This is a genomic window from Nocardioides daeguensis (assembly GCF_019192965.1).
In the GTDB taxonomy this organism is placed as follows: domain Bacteria; phylum Actinomycetota; class Actinomycetes; order Propionibacteriales; family Nocardioidaceae; genus Nocardioides; species Nocardioides daeguensis.
The window spans coordinates 43813-58729 of the sequence record NZ_JAHTKU010000015.1 but is presented as its reverse complement, the minus strand read 5'-3'; the positions used below and the strand labels follow the sequence as shown (position 1 = coordinate 58729).

Annotated in this window: 11 protein-coding genes; 8 read left to right on the top strand and 3 right to left on the bottom strand. The window is 73.8% G+C overall.

Annotation, left to right across the window (positions count from 1 at the left end; translation table 11 throughout):
- Nucleotides 1-29: 29 nt before the first annotated feature.
- Together KU893_RS12540 and KU893_RS12535 are read left to right on the top strand one after the other, a co-directional pair.
- A complete protein-coding gene (locus KU893_RS12540; RefSeq protein ID WP_308167221.1) occupies nucleotides 30-1979 on the top strand; it encodes a M13 family metallopeptidase in 1950 nt (649 codons plus the stop codon).
- Complete coding sequence (locus KU893_RS12535) at nucleotides 1976-2722, top strand: hypothetical protein (protein ID WP_218234707.1); 747 nt, start codon at nucleotides 1976-1978, stop codon at nucleotides 2720-2722. Before KU893_RS12540 ends, KU893_RS12535 begins: the two co-directional genes overlap by 4 nt.
- 36 nt (nucleotides 2723-2758) lie before the next feature.
- Here the strand turns inward: KU893_RS12535 and KU893_RS12530 are convergent, their stop codons facing one another.
- On the bottom strand, nucleotides 2759-2953 hold the full coding sequence (locus KU893_RS12530) for a hypothetical protein (protein WP_218234706.1): 195 nt from the start codon (nucleotides 2951-2953) through the stop codon (nucleotides 2759-2761).
- A gap of 686 nt (nucleotides 2954-3639) precedes the next feature.
- Here KU893_RS12530 and KU893_RS12525 point away from each other — a divergent pair.
- Genes KU893_RS12525 through KU893_RS12510 form a run of 4 tightly spaced genes read left to right on the top strand, consistent with a single transcriptional unit; the run spans nucleotide 3640 to nucleotide 10529 of the window.
- Nucleotides 3640-5796, top strand: coding sequence for a RecQ family ATP-dependent DNA helicase (locus KU893_RS12525; RefSeq protein WP_218234705.1), 2157 nt, complete (start codon nucleotides 3640-3642; stop codon nucleotides 5794-5796).
- A gap of 57 nt (nucleotides 5797-5853) precedes the next feature.
- A complete protein-coding gene (locus KU893_RS12520) occupies nucleotides 5854-7083 on the top strand; it encodes a hypothetical protein (protein ID WP_218234704.1) in 1230 nt (409 codons plus the stop codon).
- Nucleotides 7084-7092: 9 nt separating this feature from the next.
- Nucleotides 7093-9831 carry a DEAD/DEAH box helicase gene (locus KU893_RS12515; protein WP_218234703.1) on the top strand — a complete coding sequence of 913 codons (2739 nt, stop codon included), beginning with the start codon at nucleotides 7093-7095 and terminating at the stop codon, nucleotides 9829-9831.
- Complete coding sequence (locus KU893_RS12510) at nucleotides 9831-10529, top strand: SWIM zinc finger family protein (RefSeq protein WP_218234702.1); 699 nt, start codon at nucleotides 9831-9833, stop codon at nucleotides 10527-10529. Before KU893_RS12515 ends, KU893_RS12510 begins: the two co-directional genes overlap by 1 nt.
- Before the next feature lie 12 nt (nucleotides 10530-10541).
- Here the strand turns inward: KU893_RS12510 and KU893_RS23610 are convergent, their stop codons facing one another.
- Complete coding sequence (locus KU893_RS23610) at nucleotides 10542-11267, bottom strand: PaaX family transcriptional regulator C-terminal domain-containing protein (protein ID WP_257440804.1); 726 nt, start codon at nucleotides 11265-11267, stop codon at nucleotides 10542-10544.
- Nucleotides 11268-11323: 56 nt separating this feature from the next.
- Between KU893_RS23610 and KU893_RS12500 the strand changes: the two genes are divergently transcribed.
- The gene (locus tag KU893_RS12500; RefSeq protein WP_218234701.1) at nucleotides 11324-12955 is read left to right on the top strand and encodes an acyl-CoA dehydrogenase family protein; all 1632 of its coding nucleotides are present in this window, start codon (nucleotides 11324-11326) and stop codon (nucleotides 12953-12955) included.
- Nucleotides 12956-12998: 43 nt separating this feature from the next.
- Here KU893_RS12500 and KU893_RS12495 read toward each other — a convergent pair whose 3' ends face one another.
- Nucleotides 12999-13586 carry an SACE_7040 family transcriptional regulator gene (locus KU893_RS12495; RefSeq protein WP_218234700.1) on the bottom strand — a complete coding sequence of 196 codons (588 nt, stop codon included), beginning with the start codon at nucleotides 13584-13586 and terminating at the stop codon, nucleotides 12999-13001.
- A 125-nt stretch (nucleotides 13587-13711) separates the two neighbouring features.
- On the opposite strand from KU893_RS12495, the gene KU893_RS12490 reads away from it, so the two are divergent.
- Nucleotides 13712-14896, top strand: a complete 1185-nt coding sequence (locus tag KU893_RS12490; protein ID WP_218234699.1) for a ScyD/ScyE family protein — start codon at nucleotides 13712-13714, stop codon at nucleotides 14894-14896.
- Nucleotides 14897-14917 lie beyond the last annotated feature (21 nt).

Here is a 14917-nt window from a genome sequence, read left to right as displayed (position 1 = left end):
GACTACTCGTCCGGGTCTAGTCTCGGCGCGTGAGCATCCTCGACGACGCCCGCCCGGGCATGGACCTCGACATCCGCCCGCAGGACGACCTCTTCGGCCACGTCAACGGCACCTGGCTGACCGAGTCCGAGATCCCCGCCGACCGGTCCAGCTGGGGACCGTTCGTCCAGCTCGCCGACCAGGCGGAGGAGGACGTGAAGGCGATCATCACCGAGCTCGCGGCCCGTCCGTCCGGCGACGACGACGCCCGCAAGATCGCCGACCTGTTCAACTCCTTCATGGACACCGACCGGGTCGAGGCCGCGGGCCTCGCGCCGGCCCAGCCGCTGGTCGACGCCGTCGCCGCGCTGCGCGACGTCCGCGACGTCGCCGCCTTCCTCGGCGAGTTCGAGCGGATCGGTGGCTACGGCCTGTTCGGGTCCTACGTCGACACCGACAGCAAGCAGTCCGACCGCTACCTGTTCCACGTCGTCCAGGGCGGTCTCGGCCTGCCCGACGAGTCCTACTACCGCGACGACAAGTTCGCCGAGATCCGCACGGCGTACGTCGCCTACCTGGCCCGGCTGCTCACCCTCGGCGGCCACGCCGACCCCGAGGCCGCCGCACAGCGGATCCTCGCCCTCGACACCGAGCTCGCCAAGGGGCACTGGGAGCGCGCCGAGACGCGCGACGTCCAGAAGACCTACAACCTGATGAGCGCCGAGGAGCTCAAGGCGCTGTGCCCGGCGTTCGACTGGGACGCCTACGTCACCAACCTCGGCGGACAGCTCACCGGCCCGCACGCGACCATCGCCGAGGTCGTGGTCAAGCAGCCGTCGTACCTCGAGCACCTCTCGGGCGTCTTGGAGTCCGAGCCGATCGAGGCCTGGCGCGACTGGTTCCTCTCGCGGGTGCTGCGCTCCGCGGCGCCGTACCTGTCCGAGGAGTTCGTGCAGACCAACTTCGACTTCTACGGCCGCACCCTGTCCGGCACCCCCGAGCTGCGGGCCCGCTGGAAGCGCGCGGTCGCCTTCGTCGAGGGCGCGATCGGCGAGGCCGTCGGCAAGGAGTACGTCGCCCGCCACTTCCCGCCGGCCAGCAAGGCGATGATGGACGAGCTGGTCGCCAACCTGCTCGCCGCCTACCGCCAGTCGATCAGCAAGCTCGACTGGATGACCGAGGAGACGAAGGAGCGGGCCTACGAGAAGCTCGCGACCTTCCGGCCCAAGATCGGCTACCCGGAGAAGTTCCGCGACTACAGCGCGCTGGTCGTCGTACCGGACGACCTGGTGGCCAACGCCCAGGCCGCCGCCGGCTTCGAGACCGACCGGCAGCTCGCCAAGATCGGCTCGCCGGTCGACCGCGACGAGTGGTTCATGCTCCCGCAGACGGTCAACGCCTACTACAACCCCGGCACCAACGAGATCTGCTTCCCCGCGGGCATCCTGCAGAAGCCGTTCTTCAGCCCCGACGCGCTCGAGGCCGAGAACTACGGTGGCATCGGCGCGGTGATCGGGCACGAGGTGGGCCACGGCTTCGACGACCAGGGCGCGCAGTACGACGGTGAGGGCAACCTCAACGACTGGTGGACCGTCGACGACAAGGCCGCCTTCGAGGTGAAGTCGAAGGCCCTGATCGCCCAGTACGACGCCTTCTCGCCGCGCAACCTGCCCGGCGAGCACGTCAACGGCGCGCTCACCGTCGGTGAGAACATCGGGGACCTCGGCGGCCTCACCATCGCCCACACCGCGTTCCAGATCGCCCAGGGTGGCGCCGCGTCGGTCGAGGACCGCGCCAAGCTCTTCCTCAACTGGGCCTACGTGTGGCGCACCAAGCGCCGGCTCGAGCAGGAGCAGCAGTACCTCACCATCGACCCGCACAGCCCGCCGGAGTTCCGCGCCAACATCGTGCGCAACCTCGACGAGTTCCACGAGGTCTTCGGCACCGCCCCCGGGGACGGGCTGTGGCTCGACCCCGAGGACCGGGTCCGGATCTGGTGAAGGACGAGGCACCCCGCGAACGCTCGGGCGATCCGGGACGGTGGCCTCGCTATCTCGAGCCCGATGAACGGCTCGGCGAGCATCTCGACACCGACGGCCTGCCGTTGCCGTCGGCGGACGGCGGGCACGACGCCGTCACGGCGTGGGAGTCGCGCCGGTCCAGGGCGCGGCGGTCGCGCAAGTGGCTCCGGCTGGGTGTGGTCGTCGCCGTGGTCTCGACCTGGGGCGCGGTGAGCCGCGCTGGTGGGGGTGAGCAGGAGCCGGAGCCATACCCGGCCGAGGCCGGGTACCAGCCGATCGCGACCGCTGGGAGCTTCGCCGCGCTCGCGGAGGCGCTGACGGTGCAGACCGGGGGCACGGACATCCTCGAGCTGCGCGGCTACGGCCCCGACGAGATGCAGGTGACGGTCCCGCCCGCGCAGCCGGACGACCTCGCCGAGGTGTGGCGCTGGGACGGCTCCCGCCTGGAGAAGTGGATGGGCGAGCAGGCCGGCGACCGGGCGCCGTTCGACCTCGCCGACGTCAAGCCCGCGGTCCTGGTCGCCGTCGACGAGGAGGCCCGCAGCCGCAGCGACGGGCGCCTCAGCGACAGCCGGTACGGCGTCGAGAAGCCCGTCGACGCGGCCGACCACTGGATCTACGTCAGCGTCACGGAGGTCGACCACGGCGGCGTCTCCTTGTGGGCCGACCTCGACGGCGACGTCGAGTCCGAGCTCGTCAACAAGAGCTGGCGCGACGACTGAGCGACCCGCTTCCGGGGCCGGGCCGCCCGATCGGGCTCAGTTGATCTGGAACAGGAGGCCCTCGTCGGTCTGCGCGATGGTGCTGGGGTTGCGCTCGTAGGTCACCACCGCGAACCCGCCCGGGCAGAGCAGCTCGAGCTGGTGGACTTCGTGGATCCGGCGGACCTGGACGCCGTTCTCGGCTGCGTGGAGCAGCTGCGCCGCGGTGGCGTCCGAGAGGCCCGAGATCATGGGTCGATTCTGCTCGAACACACGTTCGTACGCCATGGCTGTCGAGGACCTTCCCCTTGTTGCTAGCGGGTTCTCGCGTTTGCTCATCGCGGCTGCGCTGTCGCGGCGGGGACCGTGAGCCGACCGCCGAGCCGGGGCCCTACGCCCCTTCCTCGTTGCTGCCTTTCGGGACGGTGCCGGCTACGTGACCGAAGCGCGGTGGACAGTTCCGGCAGCGCGGCGGGTGGTTTCGAGGCTCGTCGCTGGCGCTCCTCACACCTCAACCACCGAGGGGCTCGTCGCTGGCGCTCCTCACACCTCAACCACCGAGGGGCTCGTCGCTGGCGCTCCTCATGCCCAACCACCGGGAGGGCCGTGGGCCGACGGCGGAACCCGTCCTCCTGGGTCCCTTCCACGTCGCCGCCTTCGGAACATGTGGCAACTCAACCGAGAGGAAGCGGCAACTCAACGGCGAGGAAGTGGCAACTCAACGACCACGCGACCGGCCGCCCGCCGGAGAGCCCGGGAAATAGGTGCAGCCGCTGGCGTCTCGGGTCACCAGCGGCTGCAAGAGACACTCTACGGGGTGGGTGGTCGGGCCGTCTCGCGATCGGCGAGGTTCGGTCGTTAAAGATTCGTCACACCGGGAGCGGTCCGCCTGTGGATGCCCGGTCGGTCGTGTCGGGCGCCGCTGGTAGACACGGGGCATGGACACCCAGGCCCCCGCCGACGCCGCCGTCCGCGCCCGGGCGGAGGAGCACCTCCGCGCCCTCGTCGGACGCCCCGACGCCACCTTGTACGACGACCAGTGGGCCGCCATCGCCGCGCTGGTCGTCGACCGGCGCCGCGCCCTGGTCGTCCAGCGCACGGGGTGGGGCAAGTCCGCGGTCTACTTCGTGGCGACCCTGCTGTTGCGCGAGCAGGGCAGCGGGCCGACGGTGATCATCTCGCCGCTGCTGGCGCTGATGCGCAACCAGATCGCGGCGGCGGAGCGGGCGGGGATCCGGGCGGTCACGGTCAACTCGACGAACATGGAGCAGTGGGACGAGGTCCACCGTGCGATCGCGGCGGGCGAGGTCGACGTGCTCCTGGTCAGCCCCGAGCGGCTCAACAACCCGGGCTTCCGCGACGAGGTGCTGCCCCGGTTGGCGGCGACCTGCGGGCTGCTGGTCGTCGACGAGGCGCACTGCATCTCCGACTGGGGCCACGACTTCCGGCCCGACTACCGCCGGATCCGGACCCTGCTGCGTGAGCTCCCCGACGGCATCCCGGTGCTCGCCACCACCGCCACCGCCAACCAGCGCGTCACCGACGACGTCGCCGACCAGCTGAACTCGGTGGTCGAGGTGCGAGGAGCGCCAGCGACGAGCCTCGAGACCCTCGTCCTGCGCGGCTCCCTCGACCGGGCGTCGCTGCGCCTCGGCGTGGTGCGGCTGACGACCGCGGAGCAGCGGCTGGCCTGGCTGGCCGACCACCTCGCCGAGCAGCCCGGCAGCGGCATCGTCTACTGCCTGACCGTGGCGGCCACCCAGGAGGTCGCCGACTACCTGCGTTCGCGGGGGCACCGGGTGGCGGCGTACTCCGGCCAGACCGAGCAGACCGAGCGGCTCGCGCTCGAGCAGGCGCTGGTCGCCGGGGAGGTCAAGGCGTTGGTGGCGACCAGCGCGCTCGGGATGGGCTTCGACGCGGCGCTCGGGTTCGTCGTCAACCTCGGCGCGCCCAACAGCCCCGTCGCCTACTACCAGCAGGTCGGCCGCGCGGGCCGCGGCACCGTCGACGACGCCACCGTGGTGCTGCTGCCGGCCACCGAGGACCGCGACATCTGGGCCTACTTCGCCTCGCTCGCGTTCCCGCGTGAGGAGCTGGTCCGCGAGACCCTCGCGGTGCTGGCCGAGGCGGGCCGCGCGCTGAGCACCGCTGCGCTCGAGCCGCGGGTCGACCTGTCTCGCAACCGGCTCGAGACGATGCTCAAGGTGCTCGACGTCGACGGCGCCGTGCGCCGGGTCAAGGGCGGATGGGAGTCCACCGGTCAGCCGTGGTCGTACGACGCCGAGCGCTACGAGCGGGTCGCCGCGGCCCGCCAGGCCGAGCAGCAGGCGATGCTCGACTACCTGCGCAGCGACGAGTGCAGGATGCGTTACCTCCGGCGCCAGCTCGACGACCCGGCGGTGCTGGCCGACCCGGAGTGGCGCTGTGGCCGGTGCGACAACTGCGGGGGTCTCGGGTTGTCGACCGAGGTGTCCGCCGCCGCGGTCGAGGAGGCCGCCGACCGGATCGCCCGCCCCGGCGTCCCGATCGAGCCCCGCAAGCTGTGGCCGAGTGGCCTCGCGGCGATCGGGGTCAGCCGGTCGGGGCGGATCAAGCAGCCCGCCGAGGAGGGCCGGGCCGTCGCCCGGCTCACCGACCTCGGCCACGGGGCGGCGCTGCGCGGACTGTTCGCGGTCGACGCCCCCGACGGGCCGGTGCCCGACTCGCTGGCCCGGGCGATGGTCACGATGCTGCGCGACTGGCAGCCGCGGGTCGACGCGATCGTGGTCGCCGAGTCCGAGCGGAAGCCCGCCCTGACCGCCGACCTCGCCAGCGGCCTGTCCCGCTTCCTGCAGGTCCCGGTGGTCGGCCGCTGGGCCGTGGTCGACCTGTCGGTGGGGCCCGACCGGGGTGCCACCAACTCGGCCCAGCGGGTCGCCGCGGTGAGCCGCCGGTGCGCGCTCCAGCTCGACGACCCGGCCGCGGTCGACGGGCGCCGGGTGCTGCTCGTCGACGACCGGGTGGTCACCGGGTGGTCGCTCACCCTGGCGGCGGAGGCGCTGCACGCAGCCGGCGCCGCGGGCGTCGTACCGCTCGTGCTGGGGGTGAACGGGTAGTTCGCCCGCGCGTCCGCCTCCCGCGATCGGGCGCCTGGCGCCCCTAGAGTCCGAACCATGACCGACGACGCTCCCGCGAACGGCACCCCCGAGCAGCCCGCCGACGGGCCGCCCCCGCCGCCCCCGCCGCCGGGGTCCTCGGCGCCCGAGACCGTCATCCGCCCGCCGGCCTCGGCGATCGTCACCGACCCGGACGACACGGATGCGACGGCCACCGACGACCGTGGGTCCGCCCAGCCGCCCCCGCCGCCGGTCGGCGCCGGCGTGCCGGGCCCCATCGAGCCGGGGGACCCGACCCGTGCCGCGCGAGCGGGTACGACGGCCGGCCTGGTCGCGCTCGGCGCCGGCCTGCTCGGCGCCGCCGTCCTCATCGCGGCGTTCCGCAGCCGCAGCGGCGACGACGGGCTCGACTGGTCCAACTACGGCGTCGGCCTCGGCGCCACCGCCGTGCTGTTCGTGATCGCGATCCTCGGCGCGCTGGCCGCTCGTCGTACCGGCGGCCGGGCGCGCGAGGAGGTCGTCACCTGGCCGGGCGTGGCCGGGATCCTCGCCACGGGCCTGATGATCGCCGTCGGGATCGACCGCGGCGACAGCTGGGTCGCCTACCTGGTCGGCGGCGTGATGGTCGCGCTCGCGGTGATCGGGTACCTCGCCGCGCGCCGCGCCGCCTTCGTGGTGGTCGCCATCCTCGGCCTGGCGCTCGTCTACGGCGTCGCGTTCGACGATGTCGTCGCCGACAGCCTCGGCGACGACCACCCGCAGGTGATCACCGCGGTCCTGGTCGCGCTCTTCGTCGTCGTCGTCACCCTCGTCGGCTGGGCGCTGCCGAGCCGGGCGGTGTCGGGGGTCGTGGTCGGGGCGTTCGGCCTGGTCGGAATCCTCGCGACCCTGGCTTCCTTCGCGGTGATGCGCTTCCTGGGCGGGATCCTCGACGGGTTCTTCGGTGGGATGTCATCGGGGTTCGACGCTGCGTCCGACGATGGCGCGACGTTCGGGTGGGTCAGCGTGTCGCCCGGGTTCCGGGAGGACGACGTGTGGTGGGTGGTCGTCCTCGGCGGCATCCTCGCCGTGCTCTGGGCGCTGGCCGCCACGGTCTCGGGCCACTCCGGGTTCTCCGTGCTCGCGATCGCGATGCCGGCGCTCGGCGTCCCGCTCGCCTCGGTCGCCCTGGCGGCCGAGCACCCGACCTGGTGGGCGGCGATCACCGCGACGGCCGGCGGCGTGCTGCTGCTCGGCGGTGTGGCGCTGGCCCGGCTGCGTGGTCGTCGTGTCGGCCCCACCGGCTAGCGTCCCCATGTGAGCTTCGTTCCCGTCTCCGGACCCGCGACCTTCCGGCCCGGGGATCCCGCGACGATCGAGTTCACCGATGCGGCCGGCGACCGCCGGATCGCCCTGCCCGTCAGTGCCGCGCTGCCGGTGCTGAGCAGGTCGCGCACCGCCGACGACGCCCACCCCAGCGTGCGCCTGCTCAGCGGTGCGGCGCTGCTCGGGCTGCGCCTGGTCGCCGCCGGCAAGGTCGCTCCCGACGCGGGCGGCCGCGCCTGGCGGGTCGAGGGGCTCGACCCGCGCGACCAGGACGCGGTCGAGCGCCTCGCCCGCTCCTTCGATGCCGACGACGAGCTGGTCCGCGAGATGCTCGACGCGGTCGCCGACACCCTGCCGCGCGCGGCGCCGAGCGCGCCACGCAGCCCCGCCCCGGTGGCCGCCGGCACCCCGGAGGAGTTCGCCGAGCGGGTACGACGCCGGCTGGCCGAGCGGCGCGACGACGCCGTGCTGCCCGAGCTGGTCCGGATCTCGCTGCGGGTCGAGGCCGACGAGGAGGAGCTGGTCGCGGGCACGGTGCGGCTGGTGCTGCAGGTCCACGACGAGCGCGACCCGCTCCACGTGTGCGACGCCGCGCTGCTGTGGACCGGCGGAGCGGCCGAGCACGGCTTCGGGCGCCGGGCCCGGGTGCACGCGAGCATCGCGCTGCGGGCGGCTGCCGACGCGTGGCCGGTGCTCGACCGGCTGCTCGGCCTCGCCGTCCCCGACCAGCTGACCCTCGACGGCGCCGAGATCGGGAGCCTGCTCGAGCACGTCGGTGCCCTGCGCGACGCCCGCGTCGACGTGCACTGGCCGCGCGCGCTCGGCCCCGAGCTGACCACCCGCGCGGTACTCGACCGGCGCCGCGAGCGCGGCGGCCCGGCCCGTGGGGAGGAGCTGCCGCTGCAGGACAGCCCGTTCTCGACCGAGGGCCTGTTCTCGTTCTCGTGGCAGGTCTCGCTGCACGGCGAGGCCCTCACCAGCGACGAGATGGCGGAGCTCGCGAAGGCGGCCAGCCCGGTCATCAAGCTGCGCGGCGCCTGGACCGTCGTCGACCCGACCACCGCCGAGCGCGCCCGCAGGCGCCTGATTCGCAAGGCCAGCGGCGCGCAGGCGCTGGCCGCCGCGCTGACCGGCGTCACCGAGCTGCCCACCGCCGGCGACGAGCAGCCCGACACCACCGAAGTCGTCGTCGGCGCGAGCCTGCTGAAGGTCCGTGAGCAGATCCTCGCGGCCGCGACCCGCGCGCCGGTCGCCGAGCCGGCCGGTCTCGCCGCCCACCTGCGCGACTACCAGCGTCACGGCCTGACCTGGCTCGCCGACCTCACCGGCCTCGGCCTCGGGGCCTGCCTCGCCGACGACATGGGCCTCGGCAAGACGATCACGCTGATCTCGCTCCACCTGCACCGCCTCGAGCAGGGCCGCTCCGACGGCGGGCCGACGCTCGTCGTGTGCCCGGCCAGCCTGCTCGGCAACTGGGAGGCCGAGGTCGAGCGGTTCGCGCCCGGCGTTCCCGTCCGCCGCTTCCACGGTGGCGCGCGCTCCCTCGAGGGGCTCGACAGGCCCGGCCAGCGCGGTGGCGGCTTCGTGCTCACCACCTACGGCACCCTGCGCCGCGACGCCGAGACCCTGGCCGGCGTGGCCTGGGACCTCGTGGTCGCCGACGAGGCCCAGCACGTCAAGAACTCCCGTACGTCGACCGCCCGGGCGTTGCGCCGTCTGCCCGCTCGGGCGCGGGTGGCCCTGACCGGCACCCCCGTCGAGAACGACCTCACCGAGCTGTGGTCGATCCTCGACTGGTGCGTGCCCGGGCTGCTCGGCAGCCGGCAGGCCTTCCGCCGCGTGTGGGGTGCGCCGATCGAGTCGGGCGCCGAACCGACGAAGGCGCGGCAGTTCGCCGACCTGATCGGCCCGTTCCTGCTGCGCCGCCGCAAGTCCGACCCCGGCATCGCGCCCGAGCTCCCGCCGAAGACCGAGACCGACCACCTGCTCGGCCTGACCCGCGAGCAGGTCGTCCTCTACGAGGCGTTCGTCAAGGACACCATGGAGCGGATCGAGCGCGCCGACGAGGAGACCCGACGCGGCCTCGTGCTCGCGCTGCTCACCGGCCTCAAGCAGATCTGCAACCACCCCGCCCAGTTCCTCAAGCAGTCCGGCGCGGTCCGCCTCACCGGCCGCTCCGAGAAGCTCGAGCTGCTCGACGAGCTGGTCGCGACCGTGCTCGCCGAGGACGGCGCGGTCCTGGTGTTCACGCAGTACGTCGCCCTGGCCCGCCTCGTCGAGCAGCACCTCACCGCGCTGGGGGTCCCCCACCAGTTCCTGCACGGCGGCACGCCCGTCGCCCAGCGCGAGGCGATGGTGCGCCGGTTCCAGGCGGCGGAGGTCCCCGTGTTCCTGCTCTCGCTCAAGGCGGGCGGCACCGGCCTCAACCTGACCCGCGCCGACCACGTCGTCCACTTCGACCGCTGGTGGAACCCGGCCGTGGAGGAGCAGGCGACCGACCGGGCCTACCGGATCGGCCAGACCCGGCCGGTGCAGGTGCACCGGATGGTCACCCGCGGCACGATCGAGGAGCGCGTCGCCCAGCTGCTCGACCGCAAGCGCCAGCTGGCCGACGCCGTCCTGGCCCGCGGCGACGCCGCGCTCACCGAGCTCAGCAACGAGGAGCTGCGCGACCTGGTCACCCTGCGCCGCCAGGCGCGGGAGGCCGTCGACGCGGAGGTGGGTGACTGATGCGCACCACCTTCACCCGCCAGACCCAGCCGACGCGCGGCGTCCGCTCGTGGTGGGGCAAGGCGTGGCAGCGGGCGGTGGAGGAGGCGGCGTACTCCGACGCCGAGCTGCGCCCCGGCCGCGCCCACGCGCGTCGCGGCGACGTCGGCGCGATCAGCGTCGAGCCGGGCGTCCTGCTCGCCGCCTGCCGCGACGGCGACGACGCGTGGACGGTCCAGGTCGGCGTCCCCCTCCTCGAGGAGGCCGCCCGCACCGCCCTGGTCGAGGCCGTCGCCGCCGAGTCCGGCCGGATCGCCGAGCTGCTCGCCGGCAACCTGCCCCATGACCTGGTCGAGCACGCCGAGGAGGTCGGCGTCGAGCTGCTGCCGTACGGCGGCGAGCTGAGCGCCACCTGCACCTGCCCCCACTACCTCGACCCGTGCCCGCACGCCATCGCGGTGCTGATCCAGGCAGGCTGGCTGGTCGACGCCGACCCGCTGGTGCTCTTCGCGCTGCGCGGCGTGGAGCGCGACCAGCTGCTCGCCGACCTGCACGCACGGACCGCGTCGGTGGCGACCTCGGCGACCGGGTCCGCGGGGCCGCCGAGCACCGCCGACCTGGCCGACGACGTGGAGCTGGTCGTCGACGCCGCCGTGCGTGCCCAGCGGCTGATCGCGCTCTTCGAGGCCGGCGCCGAGCTCCCCGACGGGCTGCTCTGAGCGCGGTGACTCCTAGCGCGGGGTGAAGGCCAGCGCGCGCAGCTCGTCCTGGTAGCCGGCGTACGTCGTCCGCATCGCCGCCGCCGGCCACCCGGCGGGAAGCAGGGCGGCCGGCAGCAGCGGGTCGGTGGCGAGGTGGCGGACCAGGTGCGCGGCGACCGCGAGCCGGGGCGCCGGCGCGGCGGTGCGCTCGAACCGCTCCAGCAGCGCCCGGCCCTCCCCGGCCCAGCCGGCGAGGTCCCACAGCCGGGAGGCGAGGTCGGCGGGGTCCTCGTCGGGCGTCGCCGCGAACGTGCTCAGCACCGCCTCGTCGGCGTACTCCCGCGGGCGGCGGAGGTTGGCGGGCCGGGTCCAGACGCCTTCGCGCAGCTCCGCCATCCGGTACGACGACAGCCGGTCGCGCAACGCCGCCCGCTCGGCTCCGGTGCGGCCCGCGACCACGACGACCGCCATCTCCCAGCTGCCGTCCCAGCCGGTCTCGGCGTCGAGCACGGCCTCGTCCTGTCGGCGCTGGCGGGCGGCGAGGCGGTCCCCGAGGACGTAGTGGGAGTCGTCCGGGGTGCGCCGCAGGTCGCCCGCGGCGACCGCGCGGGTCAGCGCGACCCGGGCGGTGGCGGGCGGGACGCCGAAGTGCTCACCGGCGCGCACCAGCTCGGCCGCCGACATCCGGTCGGGGTGCGAGCCGAGCAGCAGGCTCAGCATCACCGAGCGCGCCGAGAGCGGTGCGAGGTCCTCCACGAGCGACGATGCTACACATCTGGACACGGTTGTCGAGAAAATCGTAACATCGAGGCATGGCTACGCACGAGGTCGTCAACCAGGTCCCGCCGCTCGTCGGCCACGACACCTCCGCCGACCCGGCGCTGCTCGAGGGCATCGAGCGTGAGGGTGCCGGCTGGGCGCTCCCCGAGATCCGTGAGGTCGGCCGCCTCGCCGGCACGCCCGAGGCGATGGACTGGGGCCGGCTCGCGGAGCGGGTGCCGCCGCGGCTGCACACCCACGACCGCTACGGCCGCCGCGTCGACGAGGTGGAGTACGTCCCGGCGTACCACCAGCTCATGGACACCGCCGTCACCCACGGCATCCACGCGGCTCCCTGGGCCGACGACCGGCCCGGCGCCCACGTCGCGCGGGCGGCGAAGTTCTACGCCTGGAACGTCGACGCCGGCCACGGCTGCCCGATCTCGATGACCTACGCCGTGGTCCCGGCCCTGCGCGCCAACCCCGAGCTCGCCGCCCGCTTCGAGCCGCTGCTGACCAACCGGGCCTACGACTTCGGCCTGCGCGACCCCGCCACCAAGCGCGGCCTGATCGCCGGCATGTCGATGACCGAGAAGCAGGGCGGCTCCGACGTGCGCGCCAACACGACGACCGCGACCCCGGTCGCCGGCGAGCCGGGCAGCTACCGCATCGTCGGCCACAAGTGGTTCACCTCGGCGCCGATGTCCGACATGTTCCTCACCCTCGCCCAGGCCCCGGGCGGGCTGTCCTGCTTCCTGCTCCCGCGGGTGCTGCCCGGCGGGGAGGCCAACCCGATCCGGTTCCAGCGGCTCAAGGACAAGCTCGGCAACAAGTCCAACGCGTCGTCCGAGATCGAGTACGACAACGCGATCGGCTGGCTGGTCGGCGAGGAGGGCAAGGGCGTCAAGACCATCGTCGAGATGGTCAACATGACCCGCCTCGACTGCGTGATCGGCAGTGCCTCCGGCATGCGCAGCGCGCTGGTCCAGGCCGCCCACCACGCCCGCCACCGCGCCGCCTTCGGCAAGCTGCTCATCGACCAGCCGCTGATGCGCAACGTGCTCGCCGACCTCGCGGTCGAGTCCGAGGCCGCGACGACGGCGATGATGCGCCTCGCCGGCGCCAACGACCGCGCGATCCACGGCGACGCCGGCGAGGCCGCGCTGCGCCGCCTCGCGCTGGCCGCGACCAAGTACTACGTCTGCAAGCGCGGCCCGGTCCTCGCCAACGAGGCGCTCGAGTGCCTCGGCGGCAACGGCTATGTCGAGGACTTCGACCTGGCGCGGATCTACCGCGAGCTGCCGCTGCTGTCGATCTGGGAGGGCTCCGGCAACGTCGCCGCCCTCGACGCGCTGCGCGCCATCGGCCGCGAGCCCGAGTCCCTTGACGCGTTCTTCGCCGAGGCCGAGCTCGCCGTCGGCACCGACCAGCGCTACGACGACGCGCTGACCTCGCTCAAGAAGGAGCTGACCGACTTCGGCGACATCGAGCTGCGCGCGCGCCGCCTGGTCGAGCAGATCGCGGTGCTCTTCCAGGCCGGCCTGCTGATCCGCTACGCCCCGCCGGCCGTCGCCGACGCGTTCTGCGCGAGCCGCCTGGCCCGCGACTGGGGCAGCGCCTTCGGCACCCTGCCCGCCGGTCTCGACCTCGCCCCGATCCTGGAGCGCACCGAGCCCGGGTTCTGATCACTACCGCACCCCATGCGAACTGGTCGCGATTCGGGCCGAGTCACGACCAAACTGCATGGGGTGCGATGCCGAGTGCGCCGAGCGCCATCGAGGCCAGCAGGTCGCGCAGCGCGGCGTCGGGAATCCCGTGGCCGGCGCGGGGCGTGGAGTTGAGCAGCCCGAACGCGGCCTGGGCGGCGGCGTGGGCGCGGGGCTTGTCGAGGTCGGGCCGCAGGGTGCGCAGCTGGTCGGCCCACAGGTCGACGTAGGCACGCTGCAGCCGACGTACCTGCTCCCGGGCGTCCTCGGGCAGCGACTCCCAGTCGCGGTCCTGGACGATGATCAGCGGTCGGTGGCCGAGGGCGAACTCGACGTGCCAGTCGACCAGCCCGCGCAGCGCGGCGGCCGGGTCCCCGGCGCCGGCGGCCACCCGCTCGCGCCCGACCTCGAGCAGCCGCTCGCTGATCGAGGTGAGCATCTCGGCGAGCACGGCCTGCTTGGAGGCGAAGTGCTTGTAGAGCGCCGGACCGGAGATGCCGCAGGCCGCGCCGAGGTCGGCGACCGAGACGCCGTGGAAGCCGCGCGCAGCGAACAGGTCGGCGGCGGTCGTCAGGATCTGCTCGCGACGGGTCGGTTCGGTCGCGCTCACCCCCGAAGGCTAGGACACGGTGCGCTTTCGTGGGCGGGTACCCACGATGGGGCATGACGCTGCCGGTCCGCCGCTGCTAGGCAGGAGAACGGTGCGGCGCGCGCCACGGACCCGAGGAGCAGACCATGGGCAAGGCAGCGATCAGGATCGGTACGGCGGTGGCGGCGTTCGCCCTCGCAGCGACCGGAGCCCCCGCGGTGGCGGGCGCGACCGGCGGTGCGTCCGGCGGTGAGTCCGGCGACGGATCAGGCGGCGGAAGGGCCGAACCGCGGGTGGTCGCGCCCCTCGACGGTCCTCGCGGCGTCGACGCGCTCGGCCGCGGCCGGACCCTCGTCACGGAGACCGGCGGCGACTTCAGCCTGGTGGTGGAGCGCAGGCACAAGCCGGCCCGGGTGGTTCCGCTCGGGAACCTCCCCACGGACTTCCCGCCCGCGATCGCGAAGGGACGCCACGGCGCCATCTTCTTGCTGACCGGCGCCTCCGGTCCGCCGCCGGAGGAGCGCTCGGCGAACCTGCGCGGCGCGGCTGCCCCGGCTCCCGCGGCCACGCTGTTCAAGTGGAAGCGCGGCTGGCCGGCGCCGAAGCCGGTCGTCGACATCGGCGCCTACCAGGTGACCGACCCGGACCCGTGGGACCAGGAGAACCTGCCCGCGGACAGCAACCCGTTCGGCCTGGTGGCGCTCGACGACGGCACCCTGCTGGTCTCCGACGCGGCCGGCAACGACCTGCTGCGGGTCTGGCCGCGCAGCGGGAAGATCCGGACCGTCGCCCGCCTGATGCCGCGCACCGTGCCGGTCCCGGCCGGGCTGCCCGACGTGCCCCCGCCGATGGGGCCGCTCCCGCCCGCCGGCACCGCGATCGTCTCCGAGGCGGTCGCGACGTCGGTGACGGTCGGTGACGACGGCTACTGGTACGTCGGCGAGCTGCGCGGCTTCCCGGCCACCCCGGGCACCTCGCAGGTGTGGCGGATCAAGCCGGGTACGACGAACGCGACCTGCGACCCGGACCACCCGCGGCGCGGCAAGTGCAAGCGGTTCGCCGACGGGTTCACCTCGATCACGGACCTGGCTGCCGGCCGGAAGGGGATCTACGCCCTCGAGCTGTCGAAGATGAGCTGGCTCGCCTTCGAGCTCGGTCTGCCCGGTGCGCAGGAGGGCGGTCTGTTCCTGATCCGCCACCGCGGTGCCAAGGCGCGGGTGCGTGAGCTGGCCGCGGGGAAGCTGATGAACCCGGGTGGCGTCGACGTCAGCGACCACGTCTACGTGGTCGGGCCGCTGTTCGGTCCGGGATCGCTGCTCAAGCTGCGCTAGGAGACAGGGGATTGCGCGAAC

Excerpts from the sequence above, each read along its gene's own strand:
- KU893_RS12525 (WP_218234705.1), top strand. The coding sequence starts at position 3,640 with ATGGACACCCAGGCCCCCGCCGACGCCGCCGTCCGCGCCCGGGCGGAG.
- KU893_RS12520 (WP_218234704.1), top strand. The coding sequence starts at position 5,854 with ATGACCGACGACGCTCCCGCGAACGGCACCCCCGAGCAGCCCGCCGAC.
- KU893_RS12530 (WP_218234706.1), bottom strand. The coding sequence starts at position 2,953 with ATGATCTCGGGCCTCTCGGACGCCACCGCGGCGCAGCTGCTCCACGCA.
- KU893_RS12510 (WP_218234702.1), top strand. The coding sequence starts at position 9,831 with ATGCGCACCACCTTCACCCGCCAGACCCAGCCGACGCGCGGCGTCCGC.
- KU893_RS12500 (WP_218234701.1), top strand. The coding sequence starts at position 11,324 with ATGGCTACGCACGAGGTCGTCAACCAGGTCCCGCCGCTCGTCGGCCAC.
- KU893_RS12490 (WP_218234699.1), top strand. The coding sequence starts at position 13,712 with ATGGGCAAGGCAGCGATCAGGATCGGTACGGCGGTGGCGGCGTTCGCC.